This window comes from Bradyrhizobium sp. MI1.4, assembly GCF_055811315.1.
Window position 1 is genome coordinate 18,825 of the sequence record NZ_JBVVPP010000058.1, and the last position, 19,651, is coordinate 38,475.

The 19,651-nt window shown below is 58.5% G+C and carries 8 protein-coding genes; all 8 read left to right on the plus strand.

Translation table 11 applies throughout. The annotated features are described in order from the left end of the window. The first annotated feature begins 316 nt into the window (after positions 1–316). Entirely contained in the window at positions 317–2,044 is a 1,728-nt protein-coding gene (locus AC0L23_RS34490; RefSeq protein WP_473358019.1) for an adenylate/guanylate cyclase domain-containing protein, read from the plus strand. Positions 2,045–2,140: 96 nt separating this feature from the next. Beyond that, entirely contained in the window at positions 2,141–3,163 is a 1,023-nt protein-coding gene (locus AC0L23_RS34495; protein WP_473358020.1) for an ABC transporter substrate-binding protein, read from the plus strand. Between the two features lie 1,101 nt (positions 3,164–4,264). Further along, a complete protein-coding gene (acmB, locus tag AC0L23_RS34500; protein ID WP_473358021.1) occupies positions 4,265–5,464 on the plus strand; it encodes a methyl acetate hydrolase AcmB in 1,200 nt (399 codons plus the stop codon). Positions 5,465–5,651: 187 nt separating this feature from the next. Beyond that, the gene (locus tag AC0L23_RS34505; protein ID WP_473358022.1) at positions 5,652–7,334 is read left to right on the plus strand and encodes a flavin-containing monooxygenase; all 1,683 of its coding nucleotides are present in this window, start codon (positions 5,652–5,654) and stop codon (positions 7,332–7,334) included. A 1,493-nt stretch (positions 7,335–8,827) separates the two neighbouring features. Then, positions 8,828–12,193, plus strand: a complete 3,366-nt coding sequence (locus AC0L23_RS34510) for an adenylate/guanylate cyclase domain-containing protein (protein WP_473358023.1) — start codon at positions 8,828–8,830, stop codon at positions 12,191–12,193. 1,723 nt (positions 12,194–13,916) lie between these two features. After that, entirely contained in the window at positions 13,917–15,470 is a 1,554-nt protein-coding gene (locus AC0L23_RS34515; protein ID WP_473358024.1) for a S8 family serine peptidase, read from the plus strand. Positions 15,471–17,029: 1,559 nt separating this feature from the next. Then, positions 17,030–17,269, plus strand: coding sequence for a hypothetical protein (locus AC0L23_RS34520; RefSeq protein ID WP_473358025.1), 240 nt, complete (start codon positions 17,030–17,032; stop codon positions 17,267–17,269). A gap of 214 nt (positions 17,270–17,483) precedes the next feature. Next, the coding region (locus tag AC0L23_RS34525) for a FecR family protein (RefSeq protein WP_473358026.1) at positions 17,484–19,651 on the plus strand (2,168 nt) is incomplete at its 3' end.

The following is a 19,651-nucleotide window of genomic DNA, read 5'->3' on the forward strand; positions in this document are numbered from 1 at the left end:
GATTCTAGACGAGCTTTCTCATGTCCGATCTATGCCCGAGAGGCGACGTTGCGATGGCCTGGCGGCCCTTCGGGCTAACGGCCAGAATGCATCAAGTCGTGTTTTGTCTCTTTGGTGCGGATGATCGACTGGCAATGCACGACGGACGCTGTGCGCCTGTTCAATACCCGGACGCCGCCCAATCGGCTGTGACGGCCAGTGTGTCAGGAGAGACCCTGGTGTTGCGAATTTAAAGTTTGAATGAACTCCGCTGGGGGGAGAGCGACATGTTATTCTAGGCCATAGTATCCATTTTGATTGTACAGGAGACCGGATCATGATTCCTCAAGATCGGTTTCGCAGCCTCTTTCATAAATATTTGCTCGCGCTTTTCGTGGCTGTCGCTATCCCGCTGGCTTTCAACGGCGTTATCGAAGGGTGGTTCGGCTATCGCGATCAGCGCGCTAGGCTTGACCAGTGGCTTGGTCTCCAATCGACATCTGCGGCTGCCGAAATACACGATTTCATCCACGGTGTCACAACTCAGCTTGGTTGGCTGGTTCAGCTTCCGTGGACTGAGGAGCCCGACGAACGCCGGCGAACCGACGCGTTGCGTCTCCTTCGCCAGGCGCCCGCCATCAGTAGTCTTGCGCTCCTCGACGGCAATGGTCTGGAGCGTCTCTACATCTCGCGGATCGGCCTCAATCGAATTGAGAGCCGCGTGGATCGATCAGCCGATCCCGCCATCGTTGGCGGCCGGTTAGCTCAGGTCTGGTTTAGCGAGGTCAGCTACAATCGAGGCTCCGAACCGTACCTGACGGTGTCGATTGTCGGCAATCGACCGGCTGTCGGCGCTGTCGTCGCCGAAGTTAACCTCAAGCTGATTTGGGACGTGATCTCCGCGATCAAAATTGGAAAAACCGGCGACGCCTTCGTTCTGGACCGATCGGGCCGCCTAGTCGCCCATCCCGACATCAGCCTCGTTCTGCGCGGGGCGGAAGAAGCAACCTCCGAACCTTTCCGGGCTCTACGGGACGCGATAGGGCCGGGACGAGGTTTCGCAACGAGCCGGGATGCACAGGGGCACTATGTTGCTGCCAGCGCGGCTCCAGTACAGGGACCCGATTGGACAGTCGTGGTCGAGCAGCCCTTATCTGAAGCTTACGCGCCGCTCTATGCCGCCCTATGGCGGACCGTCATGCTTCTGGCAATGAGCAGCATACTCGCAGGCATTCTGGCCTATGTACTGGCGGACCGGATGACGGTGCCGATTAAATTGCTCGAGGAAGGCACCGAGAGGATTGGTGCCGGGTCCTTTGACCACCGCATCTCGATCCACACCCGGGATGAGTTCCAGCGCCTCGCAAACAGTTTCAACAGAATGGCTTCTGAGTTGGAGCAGGCACAACAGCACCAGGAGCGCATAGCCAAGCTCAAGCGGTTCCTTGCCCCCCAGGTCGCCGATCTCGTGGATAGAGCTGGCGACGACAGTGTGCTGGACGGCCGCCGTACGGAAGTCGTCGTTGTGTTCTGCGATCTGAGAGGTTTCACCGCGTTTTCAGCAGGAGCTGCGCCTGAAGAGGTCATGAGCGTACTGTCGGAGTACTATGAAACCCTCGGCAGGGTCATTGCGGAATTTGAAGCAACGCTGATTAATTTCTCTGGAGACGGACTGATGGTTTTGGTGAACGCCCCTGTCCCCATCGAAGAGCCTGCCTTGAGAGCAATCGATCTCGCCGTTGACATGCAAAAGAACGTGCAAGCCCTGATCGCCGGTTGGCGATCGCATGGCTACCACGTTGGTTTCGGAGTCGGCCTTGCTAGCGGGCCCGCCACAGTCGGCCGGATCGGCTACAAGGACCGGCTCGACTACACCGCCATTGGCAGTGTTGTGAATCTCGCTGCCCGACTGTGCGCATCTGCCGCAGACAAGGAAATTCTGATCGACGCCGAAGTCGCATCAGCCGCCAAGGGCAAGCGGCCCCTTGAGGAGCTTGGGGACCGCAAAATCAAAGGATTCGACGAAGCTATTCCGATCTTCAGGATATCCTTCAGCTGTCTGTAGCAGAGCCTGACCGCCGGATGCGCACAATCTCGTCGAGGACTGTTTTGGCATTCCGGGCTATGCTCTGGCAATCGGCCGAGGCGCGGGATCGTAGCCATGAGGTGCACCAACTCCAGAGCGGTAACGCTACAAAGACGTGCCAAGCGGCGTGATGTCCTGCTTCTGATAGCGGGTGTTGCGACGTGGACAACTAAATCTTTTGCGCAGAAACCTTCTGTGCCCGTCATTGGCTATCTTTGTCCGGAATCGCCCGAGCTCTTCGCCACTCGACTTCAGGCCTTTAAGCAGGGGCTTGGAGAAGCGGGCTTTGTCGAGGACCGCAATGTAAAACTCGACTATCGATGGGCCCTCGGTGAGTATTCTCGATTGCCTGCGTTGGCAGCCGAACTGGTCGCACGCAATGTGGATATCATCGTGGCACCTGGGGGCGCTCCCGTGGCACTCGCCGCCAAAGCTGCGAGTTCGACCAAGACGATCGTTTTTGAGATGGGCGGCGACCCCGTCCAGCTACGGGTGGTCGATAGCTTGTCGCGGCCGGGCGGAAACATCACGGGAGTTTCGAGCCTGAGTGTCGACGTTTCGCCAAAGCGGCTTGAACTTATGTGCGACCTGGTGCCCACGGCGACGAAACTGATGGTTGTCGCCAACCCGACAAGTCCGACCGTGCAGTCACAATTGCAGAAGCTTGACGCAGCTGCAGGCACCTTGGGCGTTCGATTGGATATTTTGCACGCGAGTAGGGAAGATGAGTTTGAAACGGTGTTCGATACCGCAGCTAGGGATAGAGCAAGTGGACTTGTGTTTACCTCCGATCCCTACTTTGCCTTTCGCAGTTCGCAGTTGGCTCATCTTGCGACAAAGTATCGTGTGCCCGCGGTCACACAGACCCGAGACTTTCCCGTTGCTGGAGGTTTGATGAGCTATGGAGGAGATTTCATGCAATCGCATCGGCGCGCGGGGCTCTATGCTGGAAGGGTACTGTTGGGGGAAAAGCCTTCTGATCTTCCAGTCCAGCTTGTTACAAAGGTGGAGCTCGTTATCAACTTGAAGGCGGCCAAACTGCTAGGCCAAGCATTCTCCTCTGCATTCGTTGCCGGCGCAGATGAGGTGATCGAGTAAACGACCCGGTGCGGCTGTCGTCGGCTCTAGCTCATAGGCTACCTATCTCCGGCCAGAGCTCTGGTACAAAGGCGCATTCGTAGATTCGGTCGACGAGGCGGGACATTGCACACCCCCTTTGGCTCATGGTAACGCAGGTCACTTATCGCGGCAGCCGCACTTGGCCCAGCTCACGGTGTCTTCGCTATTCCAATCCAAGTAAGCCGAGCTCAGCATCATTCAACGGGAAGACCGTGCGCGTGTCCAGATGATCGCATGCGCAATACTTCCATTGGTGCTTGCGGCGATCGTCGGTTTGATCGTTCGTAGTCCCGCGAGGAACGTGCAAGGTGGTAGATCTAGCACCATTGAAATCGCGATCGCAAAGCGCGGACCTCCGAAATCATCGTCGAAGGTGGAAGTGTGATTAGCGAGGTGCCAGCGCCGCCTTTTCGCTGAACTGATAACATTTTGGTAACTTCCTTATCAGTCGCGAACTGGACAGCTTTCGGCAATTTCTTATCAGTCGCCGACTGACCCCATTTTTGCTCGAAGCTTTATCAGTCCGCGAGCAGACTCCGTCTGTATGACTTGCTTAGCCGGAAGGCTCTTTTAACATTGGTCCCTCACGTCGCCGCGCGCAAACGCATCACCGGCTCTAAACAATTCGTTCGTCAGCCCAAAACGGCTTTTGCCCATATCTGCGCGATGAGCTGAGATCCGCGTCCGGTGCGGCAAGAGGAGCTTCTCGCCGGACCTCGTCTGCTAGTGCAACGAGAGAGAAGCCATAAATTGCCAGCGATACGTTTCAGCGTAGATCAAGTGTCAGCTTCGCTGACCTGCCCGAGCAAAGAATCGCAGGGGGAATACATGGCCGATCACAGGAAAACGGTCTACGCTTCAAGTGCTCGGTCGAAATGCGATGACCTGGAGCTGCCCATGATCAACAACTCCAGTCACCATTGCTGCCACGACCGCGGCGGGATTCATGCGCGCTACAATGATCGGGGACGATCAGGCCGATACTCAAAAAAAATCGTTGTACGCTTACGTTATCCGGCGCGAACCGCCAGCGGATTACCGAGAAGCACGTGATCAAACTTGGCAAAGGGAGAAACGTCTATGGGTAACAACCTGAAAAGCGCATGTGACGGGATCTTGCAAAAAGTCGTGGCTGGTAAGAACCGCGTTCCCGGCGTGGTGGCGATGATCACGGATCGCTCGACCAACATTTACGAAGGCTCAGTCGGCGAGCGCAGTCTTGGCGGCGGTCAGGCCATGACGACCGACACCGTGTTTGCCATTTTCTCCACCACAAAGGCCATCACCGGCACGGCGGTCCTGCAATGCGTCGAGGACGGCAGGCTCGACCTAGACGCCCCAGCCAAAAATTACGTGCCCGACATTGGCAAGCTCGAGGTCCTCGACGGGTTCGACGCCACGGGAAACCCGAAGCTGCGACCGCCGAAGCGCGACATCACCACCCGCATGCTGATGCTGCACACCGCGGGCCTCGGCTACGACTTCTTCAACGCCAATTACTTGCGTCTGGCGCAGGAGCGCGGCCAGCCGAGCGTGGTGACCTGCTCGAAAGCATCACTGATGACTCCGCTATTGTTCGATCCCGGCGATAAATGGGAATATGGCAGCAACATCGACTGGGCCGGACAGGTTGTCGAAAGCATCCGCGGCAAGCGCCTCGGCGACGTGATGAGGGAGCGCATCTTTACGCCGCTCGGAATGGAGGACATCGCCTTTTCGCTGACCCCTTCGATGCGTACGCGCCTCGCCACCATCCATCAGCGCGAGGCAGACGGCTCCCTGATCGCCCTTCCCGATATGCAGCTGCCGCCTGAGCCGGAAGTCCACATGGGTGGGCACGGTCTCTATGGCTCGATCGGCGAGTACATGAAATTCATCCGGATGTGGCTGAACGACGGGGCGGGACCGCAAGGACGCGTGCTCAGGAAAGAAACGGTCGAATCCGCTGTACGGAACGGCCTGCAGATCAACCAGGCGGTCACGATGCTCCCCGGCGTCATCCCGATGCTGTCGAACGACGCCGAGTTCTTCCCTGGCCTGAAGAAATCCTGGTGCCTCACCTTCATGGTCAACGACGAGGACGCGCCTACCGGCCGTCCGGCCGGAGCGATCGGCTGGGCCGGGCTCGCCAACACGTTCTTCTGGATTGACCGCAAGAACGGGTTCGGCGGGTATTGGGCGACGCAGATCCTGCCGTTCGGCGACCCGACTTCGTTCGGCGGCTACCTGGAATTCGAGACGGCCGCCTATGCGACCGGCGAAGCGCGCGCCGCGGCGTAGTGCTGACGAGCGCGGGTTACCCGGGCCACGGCGCGCCGCCGCTTTCGCAATCGAGCGACGACGTCAAGGGCGCGGGCTTTGCGATGTGCCACCTGCTGATCTTCTGGTCCCGCAGGCGGGTGCCCGCGCATGACGACAGTCGAATGAAAAGAGATGCAGGGAGAACGCTCACAACGGGAGGTACGTCATGAACAATGTGCAAGCGACGCAACGGACTGGACCCAAAGTCGACTTCGATGCGGTCATCATCGGCGCCGGATTTTCCGGCATGTACATGTTGCATTCGCTACGCGACAAGGTTGACCTGAAGGTCACCGTGTTCGAGGCTGGCGACGGGGTCGGCGGCACGTGGTACTGGAATCGCTATCCCGGCGCGCGCTGCGACTCCGACAGCTACATCTACTGTTACACCTTCGACAAGAACCTGCTGCAGGAATGGAACTGGTCCGAGCGCTATCCGGAGCAGGATGAAATTTTGCGCTATCTCGAGCACTGCTCCGAGCGCTTCGACCTGAAGCCCGACATCCAGTTCGGCAAGCGTGTCGTCGAAGTGGTCTTCGATGACGCCACCGAGTTGTGGACCGTGCGCACCGACAAAGGCGATGCCGTCACGGCGCGCTTCGTCATTCCGGCCGTCGGTGCCCTGTCGATCGCCAACATGCCGCCAATCGAGGGGCTGAGCTCCTTTAAGGGCAAGTATTACCACACGAGCCAGTGGCCGCACGATGGCGTCGACTTCACGGCCAAGCGTGTCGGCATCATCGGCACGGGTGCAACGGCGGTGCAAGCGATCCCGGAGATCGCGCAGCAGGCGAAGCACCTCACGGTTTTTCAGCGTACACCGAACTTCTGCGTGCCTGCGCGCAACGGTCGTATCGACCCCGAGGTGACTAAGGCGCGCAAGGCCGACTACGACGGTATCCGCCAGCGCATCAAGGATTCCTTCTTCGGGTTCGAGCTGAATTTCATACCGAAGGCGGTGCTGGAAACAACGCCCGAGGAGCGCGAGCAGGAGTTCGACAGGATGTGGGACGCCGGTGGCTTCGCATTCTGGCTGGCGAACTATCAGGACATGTTCTTCTCGAAGGAGGCGAACGATGTCATCGCCGAATACCTCAAGCGCAAGATCCGCTCGGTCGTCAACGACCCGGCGATCGCGGAGAAGTTGACGCCCAAGACCTACCCCTACGGCACCAAGCGCCAACCGCTGGACACCAACTATTTCGAGACGTTCAACAAGAAGAACGTGGCGCTGGTGGACGCGAGTACCGATGGTCCAATCGAGGAGATCACGCCGAATGGCATTCGCGCGGGTGGCAAGGAGTATCCGCTCGACATCATCGTCATAGCCACCGGCTTCGACGCGATGACCGGCCCGCTGAAGAACCTCGGTATCAAGGGGCGCGGCGGCCGGGCACTGGCGCAAGAATGGGCGGATGGCCCGCAGACCTATCTCGGCGTGGCGATCACCGGCTATCCCAACCTGTTCACGATCACCGGCCCGCAAAGCCCCTCCGTGCTGTCGAACATGCCGGTCTCGATAGAGCAGCATGTCGAATGGATCACCGAGTGCATCGCCCACATGCGAAGAAACAAGCTTGCCACGATTGAGGCAAGCCGGCAGGCGCAGGACGCATGGGGCGCCCATGTCGCCGAGGTCGTGAATACAACCCTGATGCCCGGCACCAATTCCTGGTACATGGGCGCCAACATAGAGGGCAAGGCGCGTCGGTTCTTGCCCTACCTCGGTCCGGAGGGCGTCGGCGGATACCGCAGAAGGTGCGCGGAGGTCGCGGAGAACGGCTACGAGGGCTTCGTGTTCACAAACGCCGACCAAGGCGGGATCGTGCACACGATTGCAGCCGAATAACTCAACGAACCCTGATCGGGAGTTGCGTTCAATGTCGCGTCTCCCGGCATGGGCCGAGCGCGCTTCGACGCCGTCTTGCGCCGAGGCTGCATTTTAGATTCGCTCTACGACGTTGGCGCGAAAGCGAACGACAGCTTTGCGCCAAGCGGTCATACGACAACTGATGAGCATATACATCTTTGCTTATCACTCTATGGGCTGACTCCGGTGTCAGTGCGCCACTGACTCCGTTTCGTATGTTTGCTTGTCAGTTGGAGATGCGGTCGAAGTCCCGAACGTCAACGGGGTTTTAGGCAGCGACTCGCTGGGGGAGAGAAACTCGAAAAAAACTTGCTCGACCGCCTCCGCTCAGGTGCTCTCGGTTAGGGAGAGGAACGAGATCTCGAGCGTCTCTAATTCAGGAAGTTGGGCTTGGAGGGGCTCAAAGAGCCGCATCAGATGCGGCATCTAAATACCTCAACAAGAAGATGCAATTTGCCAGCCCGGCTCACGTGGCCCGCCAACCACTTAAGCAAGCGAGAGGAGTTCTCCAGCGAACTCCGCCGCAGGGGTCGGGTGGCCCGCAAGGGCCCCCGCTGACCGGCATAGTCGCCTGACACTTTGGCCAGATTGATCCCCCGCGTAGTTCGCGAAGAAACGGCGCTGACACCGCTCTTCGGTCCTCTGCGGCTGGCTCGAGGGCCATCAGGCTTGAGATGCCTCGGGGTTTCTGGGGCTAGGGATTGGGTTTGCCGAGCAAACACCTTTCGTCTCAGATCCTCGACTTTGCAAGCTAGGAGCAATCCTGCCGACCCGCCATCGACAGAATGGCGTTTGGCACCTGGTCTGAGTGCTCTGGCAACATGACAAGGTGTCGGCCGGAAGGTGCGTACCGTCCCAGAATGCAATTTTTAACCGTGCGCTCATTCGCACCAGTCCACCCCGCAAACAACTTTTGCGCGCGAGTTTCGATCTTTAAATTCCAAGCTTAACGCTGCTGCAATTTTCATTGCGAAAGCAGGGCCGTCAAGGCTGAACACTCCATCGCCAACGACCGTGGCGCGCAACCTCGAACAGTACCAGCCAGAGCTTTTAGTCGAATTCCAAAAAGATCGCTGAATTGACGTCGACGCTGCTAAGCGAGGCCGCATAAGGCGTAGAGGGGACCAAGCGCGGGACCGAAGGCTTGGCCGCCTTTGCACGGCGAGCTTCGTGCTCGGCCGACGAAACGGCGCAAATTCCGATAATTGGGCATTACCGGCGGCGACTCCCTTCGCCTTCAAAAACGTGCTAGGAATGCGTTAGTGCTTCTGAAGGCAGGATGCCGGGCTCGGTTCCGGGCAGGAATCACAAACTGCGTCGCGCAGTATACTGGCCTTACCTGGACTGTCCGGAAGAAACGACCAGGCAACCCAATGAGAACTTTCTGCCGGCGCCGGCCTTTATCATTGCGCGGGGTGATTTCTGCTTTTTCGGCCTGGATCGGATAACATCAAATCTCGTGGTGGCCGCTGATGCAGCAGCTTGCGGATTGGCTCAATAAGCTCGGCCTAAGCGACTACGCCGAATGCTTTCGCAAGAACGGCATCGATCTCTTGGTGCTACCGCACCTGACTGATCAAGATCTTAAGGAAATGGGTGTTCTGCTTGGGCATCGGCGCAAGCTGCTCGCTGCAATTGGTGAGTTAAGCAGCAATGTATCCGCACGTGCGCCTTCTATGGATACTGCTATGGGGTCGGAGCCGCCCCCTATCCACGCGGCAGTTCCTCTGGTACTCCCGCCAACCTCGCAAGCAGCCGGCGAACGTCGCTACCTGACAGTTATGTTTTGCGATCTAGTAGATTCGACCAACATTGCGTCTCGGCTCGATGCTGAGGAGTGGCGCGATCTCGTGAACGCTTATCTCGATGCCGCGACCATCGCGGTGACAGAGATGGGCGGCCGGGTGGCCAGGAAGCAAGGTGACGGGCTGATGGCGCTATTTGGCTTTCCGGTTGCGCGGGAGAACGACGCAGAACGCGCGGCCCGCGCGGCGCTCGCTATTCATGCTGCGCTTACCAAGTTGAACTGCAACAACACGGACGCGGGCATGCCCGTTCTAAGAGCCCGCATTGGCCTAGAGACAGGCCCAGTCGTCGTCGACACCGCCGGCGAGATATACGGAGATGCTCCCAATATCGCTGCACGAGTGCAGGCGCTCGCCGAGCCGGGTTCGGTGTTGGTTACATCTCGAGTGCAGCGACAGGTCGCGGGCCTCTTTGTCGCGGGAAAGCTCGGGAATTGCAAGTTGAAGGGCATAGCCGAACCGCAGACGCTATACCGACTGGTGAGAGCGAGCGGCGGCGGCCGACGCGGAGGACAGCGTCAGCTGACGCCCCTTATCGGACGCGACGAAGAACTCGCTGTGCTGATGCGGCGCTGGGATCGTGCGCGGCAGGGCGATGGACAGCTCGCCTTGATTGTCGGCGAGCCGGGTCTCGGCAAATCGCGACTGATCCAGGAGATGCACGCGCACTTGCGCGAGACGCCGCATTCCTGGGTCGAGTGGAATTGCTCGCAGCTCCTGCAAAATACCGCGCTACATCCAGTCAACGAATGGGGTCGCCAGCGTTTCGGCGGTTCAGAGATCGCTGCTAACCGCCGACTGCACGACCTCGAAAATACGTTGAGGATGGTGCACCTTGACCCAACTGAAAACGTCCCTTTGCTCGCGCCGCTCGTGGACGTTCCCTTGCCAAAGGAACGTGAAGCGGTGTTGACGCCGGACGAATTGAGACGTGGGCAATTGGCGGCACTCACGAGTTGGGTCATCGCAGGGGCTAAGTCGCAGCCCGTGGTGCTCGTGGTAGAGGACTTGCACTGGGCTGACCCGACGACGCTCGACGTGTTAAAAGGACTGGCCGAGCGCGGCGCGCTTGCACCTCTTTTCGTCGTCGGGACAACCAGACCCGAATTTAAGCCCTCCTGGGGGGTGCGCTCACATCACAGCACGATCTCGCTGGTACCGCTCGATCGAGCTCAGGTTCGCAGCATGGTGGCGGAGCTTTCGGCGCGCCATGCTCTGCCTCCCAAAGTCGTGGACGATGTAGTAGCGCGCACCGGTGGGGTGCCACTCTTCGTCGAGGAAGTGACGCGGCTTTTGTTGGACCGGGGTGGGAAAGATGACCCCCATGTGATCCCGCCATCGCTGCAACAATCGCTCATGGCGCGACTTGACCGACTCGGCCCGGCCCGCGAGGTGGCGCAGATCGGCTCGGTGATTGGACGCGGCTTCTCTTACGATCTTCTTCGTATGCTCACTGGAATGGACGACACAGCACTGCAAGCCGCGCTGGAGCGGCTTGCAGAAGCTGACATATTGCTCGTTCAGGGTCTCCCACCCGTCTCCGACTATCGCTTCAAACACGCGCTTATTCAGGATGCGGCGTACGAAAATCTTCTCAAGAGCCGGCGACAAGTTCTGCATCGTCGCGTGACCGAGATCTTGTGCGACTGCCTCCCCGAAACTGCGTTGTCCGAACCCGAAGCATTGGCGCATCACTTCACACAAGCAGGTCTTACTCAGCAAGCGGTGGAGTGGCGCGGAAAGGCGGGCTTCCGGTCCTTGGAGCGATCGGCGCTGGTCGAAGCCGCCGAGCACTTTGCGCGAGCCCTCGACCAGCTTGCGCATCTACCCTTTACGACAGCAACACGCCGCGAGCGGATCAACCTGCAGATCGCGCTAATAAACCCACTCATGCACATAAAGGGACATGCCGCTCCGGAAGCCAGGACAGCCGTGGAGCGAGCACGCCTGCTCATAGAAGAAGCTGAAGCGCTTGGCGAGCCACTAGAGGACCCACTGCTCTTGTTTTCAGTCCTATACGGTTCTTGGATCGCCCATTTCGTCGCGTTTAATGGTGATCTGGTGCATGAACTCGCGGCGGAGTTCCTGACCCTTGCTGAACGCCGAGCAGAGTCTGCGCCGCTCATGATCGGTCACCGTATCATGGGTATGACCCTATTGTTCACAGGGCACATAACGGAGGGATGCGCGAATCTGGATCGCGCGATCTCTTTGCACGTTCCTGCAGAGCATCGTCGGTTGGCGACGCGTTTTAGCGTCGATCCAGCGACGTCAAGTTTGTTCTATCAAGCGCAAGCGCTCTGGTGCCTTGGCCGCCCTGACGCCGCAAATGCTGCCCTAACCCGTGGGCTCACAGAGGCGCGCCAAATCCGCCACGCTGCAACTTTAATGTTTGCGCTGCATATGGCATCGACGGTTCATGTATTATCGAGAAATTATGTGCAGGCAGCCGCAGAGCTGGATGAACTTGCCACCATCACCGACGAAAGCGGAGCCCCATACTGGGGAGCCTTCGGAAGGTCCGTGCATGGCTGCCTTCTTGCCGCAAGCGATAACGCCTGGGATGCGGTTCACATAAGCACTGCCGGAATCTCCGCACTACGGGCCACCGGAACAACGGTATGGACACCATGGTATTTATCAAGTTTAGCGATGGCATACGCGGAGCTGGGCCGCTTTGATGATGCCCGGCACACCATTGCTGAAGCACTGACCACAATGGGAGCGACGAAAGAAACGTGGTCCGCATCCGAAATCTATCGAACAGCCGGAGAAATAGAACTAGTGTCAGCGGATGGGGATGCCACACAAGCACAGGGCTTCTTCGACCGTGCGTTGGCTGTTGCCCGGGCGCAGCAGGCAAAGTCTTGGGAGCTGCGCGCAGCAATGAGCATCACACGGCTATGGCGTGACGAACGAAGGTCGGAAGAGGCGCGAGAACTTCTCGCTCCGGTCTATGAGTGGTTCACTGAAGGCTTCGATACACTTGATTTGCAACAGGCTAAAGCCTTACTCGCTGAGTTGGTGCAATAAAAGCGCTCACGGTGGACGGGCTCGTCCGAACATCAACTCCTTCGAAGCATCCATAGAATTAGAGGATGCCTGGGCTCGCGCAAACCGACGGTTGACTGAGACACGACTCGACGGTGCAATCGACGCTTGTGCCGCCGCTACGAAAGACCCTTTAGAGGGCGGCAGTGCCGCACTATCGGGCGCCGCTCAGATAGGAGACCTGGGCTCAAAACGCCCACGCCGGCGCTGGGCCTGCAGGCCCGCGTCTGCGTTGTTATGGAACGATGGCTGGATTCGGCTCACGAGTCTGTCTGTTTTGAATCAAACTAGTAAGCTTGTGAACTAAATCACTGCGTAATCCCTACTTATGTTGTTAGAGTTCATTTATTGATGTGCAAGGATTCTGCTCAACGCAAAAGATCGGGCGACCGCGTATTGATCTTGGCGCGAAACCAAATTTGATCCGGCGGGCTTGTGCCAGCCCTACGATTCAGGGCTCGGATCAAAGTAGCGTCTTAAGAATGTTCATTTGGAGCAAGCCAATGAACGAAAGCTTCTTACCCCCGCGTTTGGCTTATTGCTGTCGTTCGGTGCCATTGAGATCAATCGTTGCGACCTTACTGGTTGCTGCGCCTGTCGCGCTTGCGTCTGCGCAGACCGTTGCTCCCGCGGAAGGCGCGTCGAGCGGCCAAAACAGCGCTATGCGCATCAATCGAGAAGACGAGCGCGACCCCCTTTCGCTCGAAGCCGTTCAGGACGGGGTTAAAAATTTCGAACTGCGCCGGGCGGGCGTTTTACCTAATGCCACGAGCGCGGGTGACACCAAACGTCGCGACTTCGGGCCGACCAAGTCTGACGTATCAATGGCGGATCGGTTCGTTCCCCCTGTCGATCGCAAGCCGCCGCGCGATGCACTTCCACATCGGGGCACTGAGGCGACAACAGTCCAAACGGAGGCGCCCAACAGGCCGCTGTCTGCGCCAAAGGATCGCCCAAAGCCGCCGGCCGATTATCCTTCGCGCGGCGTGTCGGATGTCCGATCATTTGAGGCCTATCAGCTTGGGTTTTCGGGAGGGACGACGACACCGGCCGCCGGGGTCGACCCGCGCATACGATCGGATTTAGCAGCAGGGGAGCGGACTGAGACCTATGCCTTTCTGCTGATGGAATCGCTGCCGGACGCGGCCACGGAGCGCACGCTGATGAGCGAGTTCGGGGTCGCATCGCTCGGGCTGCATGGGACAGCACTCAAGGTCCGCGTCCCCCTGCAAGCACAGGCGTTGGAGGGTATTGCCAAATTGCCCGGGTTTAGATCATTGGCTTACCCCTCGCCCGACCAAAAATTAGCGCCGGAGCTGAAATCTGCCATCGAGCGTCTCGGCGCCGAGGTGGTTCGATTTCCAATTATCATCAGCCTGTTCGAAACTGATCCCAAAACTTCGTTCGCCGAACGGGTCCAAGCTACGGGTGCGGAGGTCGGTCGCTACGACCCGGTGTTGCGGAGCTATGAGGCTCTCGCAACACCCGAACAGATCCGCATTCTTTCCGGTTTTGATTTCATCCTGTTCATCGAAATCGAGCGCCGGAGCGGCGGTGGACACGATCAGAGCATGGCTACGAATGGAGTCGATTACATCCGTGCGTCCGGCTTCCTGGGTGCGGGAACTGTATTGGGCTTACTCGACACCGGCGCCATGTTGGGAAGTGCGGCCGCAACCATGCACCAAGACCTCAACAAGAACGGTTGGGGGAGAATTTCACGAGCGACGCCGCGGGCGTTTGGAATGATCAGAATGGCCACGGCACTCACGTCCTCGCAACCATCTCCGGAACTGGCACTGCGAAAGCGCGGTTCCGCGGCGTCGCAACTGCGGTCGGTTCGCGTGAGCGCATCCGGGTTGGAAAGATCTGGAAATCGACCAACACCGGACAAAACTCTTGGCTGCGGGACGCGATCGATTACATGGCGGACGCAACCAGCTGCGACGCGCCACGCCCCTCTGTCATCAATCTGAGCGGTGGGGCGAGCGGATCGGGACAGACTGGAACCGATTCCGAATCGCGTAAGCTCGACGCCCGCGTCTGGGAAACACGCCAGGCCTACATCGTGTGCTCCGGCAATAACGGTCCGGGCGCGCAATCGATCTGGTCACCCGGCGTGGCCAAGAATGCGCTCACAGTCGGAAACGTGCAGGACGCGGGATCAAGCCTAGTTGGCGAACTGTCCGGCAGCAGCAGCCGCGGCCCGACCGGCGATGATCGGATGAAGCCAGACCTCGTTGCAACGGGCGCTGTCGTGACCTCCGCGCAGGCGGGAACGACGGATGGTTATACGGATAAGAGCGGATGCAGCATGGCAACGCCTCATGTCAGTGGCATCGCGGCGACGTTGCTGGAGCACTATCCTGATTTCAGAGATCGACCGCACTTGCTGCGTGCCCATCTCATGGCTTCCGCTACCCTGCATTCGGACGAGGTTAGTCCCGCGAACAACACTGGTGGCGGTCGCAATGATTTTGGACTCGGACGCGTCTCCGATTATCAATCGCATTGGGCGCGCCTCGACCCCAATGGCTGGAGCGGCCATTGGGCGTGGATGACAATCACCGACAAATCTTGGGGCTTCTTCGACATCGACGTGCCTCGGGGTACCAAGCGGGTCGTCGCTGTGCTTACTTGGGACGAGCCCGAAGCGAGCGCAGGAGCGTCACAGGCGGTGACATACGATGTTGACCTGTGGGCCGATCCCGGCGCCAGTTGCACGCCGGACGCAGTTGGACAATGTGGTGGCTGGGCCTCGCAGTCTAATATCGACAACGTCGAATATCTCATCATCGACAATCCGCCTCCTGGCGTTCTCCGGCTCAAAGCAATCAACTGGAGAGCTCCCTCATTTGGCTTGCCGGTGGCAATCGCGGCTAAAATCATTCGCGGCGATCCAACGCCTGCGATTTCGATGACGGCTACGCCGAGCACAACGTCTCCCGCGATCGGCTCGACCTTCACAATCAAGACAACCATTTTCAACCCGAGTTACGAGGCATATGGAGTTCAGGTGTCAGCGGCGGCGGGGTCTAGCGGTCTAAGCCTGCTCGGGGTCTCGACCACCCGCGAGGATGGGGTGGCGATGGATTTTCCAAATGCGGCCAGCCTCACACTTGGCACTGTAACGGAGGCCGATACGCGCTCCGCCATCTGGAAATTCAGTGCCACCCAGCGAGGTCCGCAGACCGTCCGCTTCAGCGGCCGCTCCAACAACGGCGGCACTGTCTTCAAGAGCGTGACTGTTACACCTTGAGCATCCGGACCGCTATCCTAGTTTGACCAAAGTCGCCTGAGACATCCTCGTTCAGAGTTCACGGTCGGCCGAATCGCGAATGTATCGTTGTTGAGAACGCGCGAGGGTTCGAGACGATAGGCATCCAATAGCGAACCTCCGGGATCAGCGGCTTCGGACCGGAGGCCGACCTTCGGCAGAGATTGGTCGGATCGGTCGGTTAACGGATTAGTAACGGCTTCTTGCCAGCCTGCAACCATTGCAGATCATCGCAGCGGCGACTTTAGAAAGCATATCGTCTCTCTCAGTTCATACCTGCTCGGTTGGCAGTCTCATCAAGGGACAAGTCCGCTATGTGCAAGGGAATTCTGATCTCGCTTAGTGCGCTGTTCTTTTTACTGATTTGCGATCAGTTCTGGTCGAACGGCCGCTATACGGATGTTGCTATCGTGATGGCGAAACACATCAGTCGCTCTTTCGGTGTCTGATGCAGCCAGTTTTCACGAGCTCGAAATGACTGACGCAGATGCTCTTGACGCATTGAACCAGAGAGCATGTCCGGATTGCTGGTCAAAAAAGATGTTATCTGGATTGCGGGTTGACATTGCGGAGCACTTGGAATGTCTCGCCTGTGAGGCACGCTTTTACGTTGCTCCTCGACCTCCATATGCCATTGTCTTCATCCGACAATAGACCCATGCGAGAATCAACAAGCGCTTGCCATGGGTCAACAGCGCCTGCCGTCATTGCCGACACCTACTTGCAGCCGCGGCAGATCGTAAGCTTGCGCTTCAATGCCTCATCTTCTTGCTCAACCAGGTGCTGTGCCGCGATGTTGCCTGCCCCCGAATTGGGCTAGGAAGGTCTTGCTGCGCGGAATTGCTCGTCTAGAATTGCAACGTATCCAACGTGAAGAGTTATTGCCGATTTTGAACCGTCCAGTATGACACGGAGGCTCTTGGGATAATATCCAGCACCAATCAACGTTCCGGTTTTGCCGCACAACCGTGGCCCCGCTGAGGGCTTTACCTCGATGCGAGAACCAATTGCAAATCGGTATCTGATTGTGAGTGGCTCTTGCATCGCTGACGTCTGCGCCGAATCGGAGGTTACCCGGACCCCACCGGGCTTACGCCTCTCGATCAGAGAACCGAAGACCCTGGCTGGTCGCTTCATCATAAGGCGATGTCCAACAAGGATTCGCGGCGGCTTTCGTGGAAGCCGCCGCTATATACGTTACCCAGCACAAGCCCGTGCTCCCATATCTCATGGAGCTCGCTAGCCTGCGGCACAGTGAGGCCGCTCAGTAGCAGGCGTATTTTGCACCCGGCTTGCATCCCTTCTTAGCGCCCTTGGGAGCGTTTTACTGAGCCTGCGCCGCCGGTGCATAGAGCGGCGCGACGGTTGAAATCGCGAACAGAATTAGGACTGCGAGCATGATCGATTTCATCACAGATACCCCTTCTTGACCCGCCGAATTTCTTTGCTAATTAAATACGGTGCATTTAAATTTTACGATTCAAAATCGACTTCTTCAAGAAGTATTTTCAGGCGTATGGCCCCATCTATCGGGATAAAAGATGATCAACGAGAAGATTGTTCGTTTGCGCATTTATCGGAAAAACGTTGAACGGTATTTGGGCCTGCCTCGAACTACGCTGACTGAGATTGAGCGGCAGTATGTTGAGAGGCGCCTGACCGAAGAACAATCAGCCATGGAGCTGCTGTCTGCCTCGTCGTTTCGGGTCGCCGTCGAGGCCAATGGCGCCAGAGAAGTATGCGGCCGCCAGCCTGGCTTCAACGCGGCCGGAAAGAGCTAACAACGGTCAACGGAGATCCCCGCAACTGGTCCGCAAGGGGGATCCACAGAGATTATCCCGCCATATGACGCGCGGGCGCATTGTTGCGCGCCGATGATCAACAGGCTTCAAACCAATACAGCTTTGCCCCGCAAAAGCCCTTTTCAGCGCGTCGATCAGATGTTATTAACATTAAATGTGATTAATTTGCAAATTAACGCTTGGGGTCGCGAATTTGAATACCCCATTAAACCCAACGTTTGATGTTGCTGCGTCTGAGGTCGCGTGGGGGTCCTTTAGTCTCCCTGAGCGTGGCCCAGCTGATTCACTCATCATTCCGGACGCACATCTCTTATTCTCGGGCGAATATGCACGTTCGGGTCCCGATCTCATCATTTCTGATCCCAACCATCGCGTCTCGATTCACAACTACTTTCTCGGTGAGAAGCGTTCGCCGCTCATTTCGGCAGACGGCGCGCAACTCGATGCGAGAGTCGTCGAAGCGCTGACAGGCTATCAAACCTTTGCCCAAGCCGGAGGAAATGCCGCGCCTGTAAAGGTCATCGGCCATGTCGCCACCATAGCCGGAAGCGCCAGCATCGTTCGCAATGGCGTTACCATCGAAGCGAACAACGGGGACGTGGTCTATCAGAACGACGTTGTGCAGACTGGCAGTGGCTCTACCATCGGCCTCGTTCTGATCGACGGCTCAACGTTTAACCTAAGTGCAAACGCTCGCTTCATGTTGAACGAATTGGGGTATGAAGGGCAGAGTAGTGCGAGCGGTACCTTAGTCAGTTTGACGAGTGGCGCGAACCACTCGATGTTCACTCTCATCCAAGGCGCGGCCAGCTTCGTCGCTGGCCAGGTCGCCAAAACGGGTGACATGCAGATCGCGACGCCGAGCGCCGTGATTGGAATTCGCGGTACAGCAGTTCTTCTTAACGTCGATGCGGTGGATGGGCAGGTCTCGATTTCGGTTGCCGATCAGCAAGACGGTCAGATTCATTCTGTGCAGGTCTTCAAATGCGTCCCGACCAACTTGCTTCAAGGCGTTTGTACCGCGGGAGATCCAATCGGGATGGTTACCAGCGACGGTCCATCGCTGACCATCACGCCAACTGCCAATTTCGAGGTGATCACCCAAGCCATCAGTAAGAGCCCAGGCCAGGTCGCGCAGGAATTCAACGCCTTTCAGCAGGTGTTAACGACCTACGATATCGGGAAACAGATCGCCCCAGACACTCCGGCACCTAGCGACGGCAAGCGAGGAGATAGCGATACAAAGTCGCTGCAGAAGTTCGCTGGGAGTCCTCCACCGTCACCCACCGAAGCTTCGACAACCGTCATTGCAGACGACGTGAAGGGCCAGGCGGGTGGCGGATCGATCACTCCGGGTTTTGTGACCCTAGCTTCCGTCACGGGAAGTTCTGCGTCCGCACCGAAACCGCTCGTCCCCGTTTTGGATACGCCGCAAGCTGTTGTCGCGACTTCGTTCGGACCCGTAATTATCAGCAGCGCAGGCGGTCCAATCAACCAAGGAAGTCAGACGATCAGCGGAACTGTTGATGCCGCTTTCGTTGGAAGCACGGTGACGCTGTATGACACTTACAACGGTGTCACCACCCAAATTGGAACGGTTACTGTCGGCTCTGGCGGCGTTTGGAGCATAGCAGTCACCCTGGCGGGTGACGGCGACCACAGCATCATGGCTTTGGAGCCTAACGCCAACGTTACCACGAGCGTACCCGTTGTTTTCACCCTCGATACGACTGCGCCGACGGTTGCGATCACCAGCGCCGGCGGACCGGTCAACCAGGCCAGCCAGACCATCACCGGCACGGTCGATGTCGCCGACGCCGGCGCCAGCGTCACTATCCTGGACGGCACCACGCCGATCGGCAGCGCCATCGTGCAGGGCAACGGGACCTGGAGCACCACGGTCACGCTCAGCAACGGCCCGAACTCGCTGACGGCACGGGTGAGCGATGCCGCCGGCAACACCACCACCAGCAGCGCAGTGGTCTACACGCTCAGCACCACCGGCCCGACAGTGACCGAGGCCCTGGTCGCCGACACCGGCAGCTCGGCCACCGACCACATCACCGCCAACCCGGCGCTGAGCGGCACCGGGCTCGCCAACACGGTGGTCCACTTCACCATTGACGGCAGCTCGCTCGCGACGACGGTGACGACCGATGCGCAAGGGGCGTGGTCGTTCCTCCCGAGCGGGCTGGCGGATGGATCGCACACCATCGTGGCAAGCCAGACCGACAGCTTCGGCAACACCGGTTCGGCCTCGCTGAGCTTCACCCTGGACACGGCGGCGCCGACGGTTGCGATCACCAGCGCCGGCGGACCGGTCAACCAGGCCAGCCAGACCATCACCGGCACGGTCGATGT

Excerpts from the sequence above, each read along its gene's own strand:
- AC0L23_RS34490 (WP_473358019.1), top strand. The coding sequence starts at position 317 with ATGATTCCTCAAGATCGGTTTCGCAGCCTCTTTCATAAATATTTGCTC.
- AC0L23_RS34495 (WP_473358020.1), top strand. The coding sequence starts at position 2,141 with ATGAGGTGCACCAACTCCAGAGCGGTAACGCTACAAAGACGTGCCAAG.
- acmB (WP_473358021.1), top strand. The coding sequence starts at position 4,265 with ATGGGTAACAACCTGAAAAGCGCATGTGACGGGATCTTGCAAAAAGTC.
- AC0L23_RS34505 (WP_473358022.1), top strand. The coding sequence starts at position 5,652 with ATGAACAATGTGCAAGCGACGCAACGGACTGGACCCAAAGTCGACTTC.
- AC0L23_RS34510 (WP_473358023.1), top strand. The coding sequence starts at position 8,828 with ATGCAGCAGCTTGCGGATTGGCTCAATAAGCTCGGCCTAAGCGACTAC.
- AC0L23_RS34520 (WP_473358025.1), top strand. The coding sequence starts at position 17,030 with ATGATCAACGAGAAGATTGTTCGTTTGCGCATTTATCGGAAAAACGTT.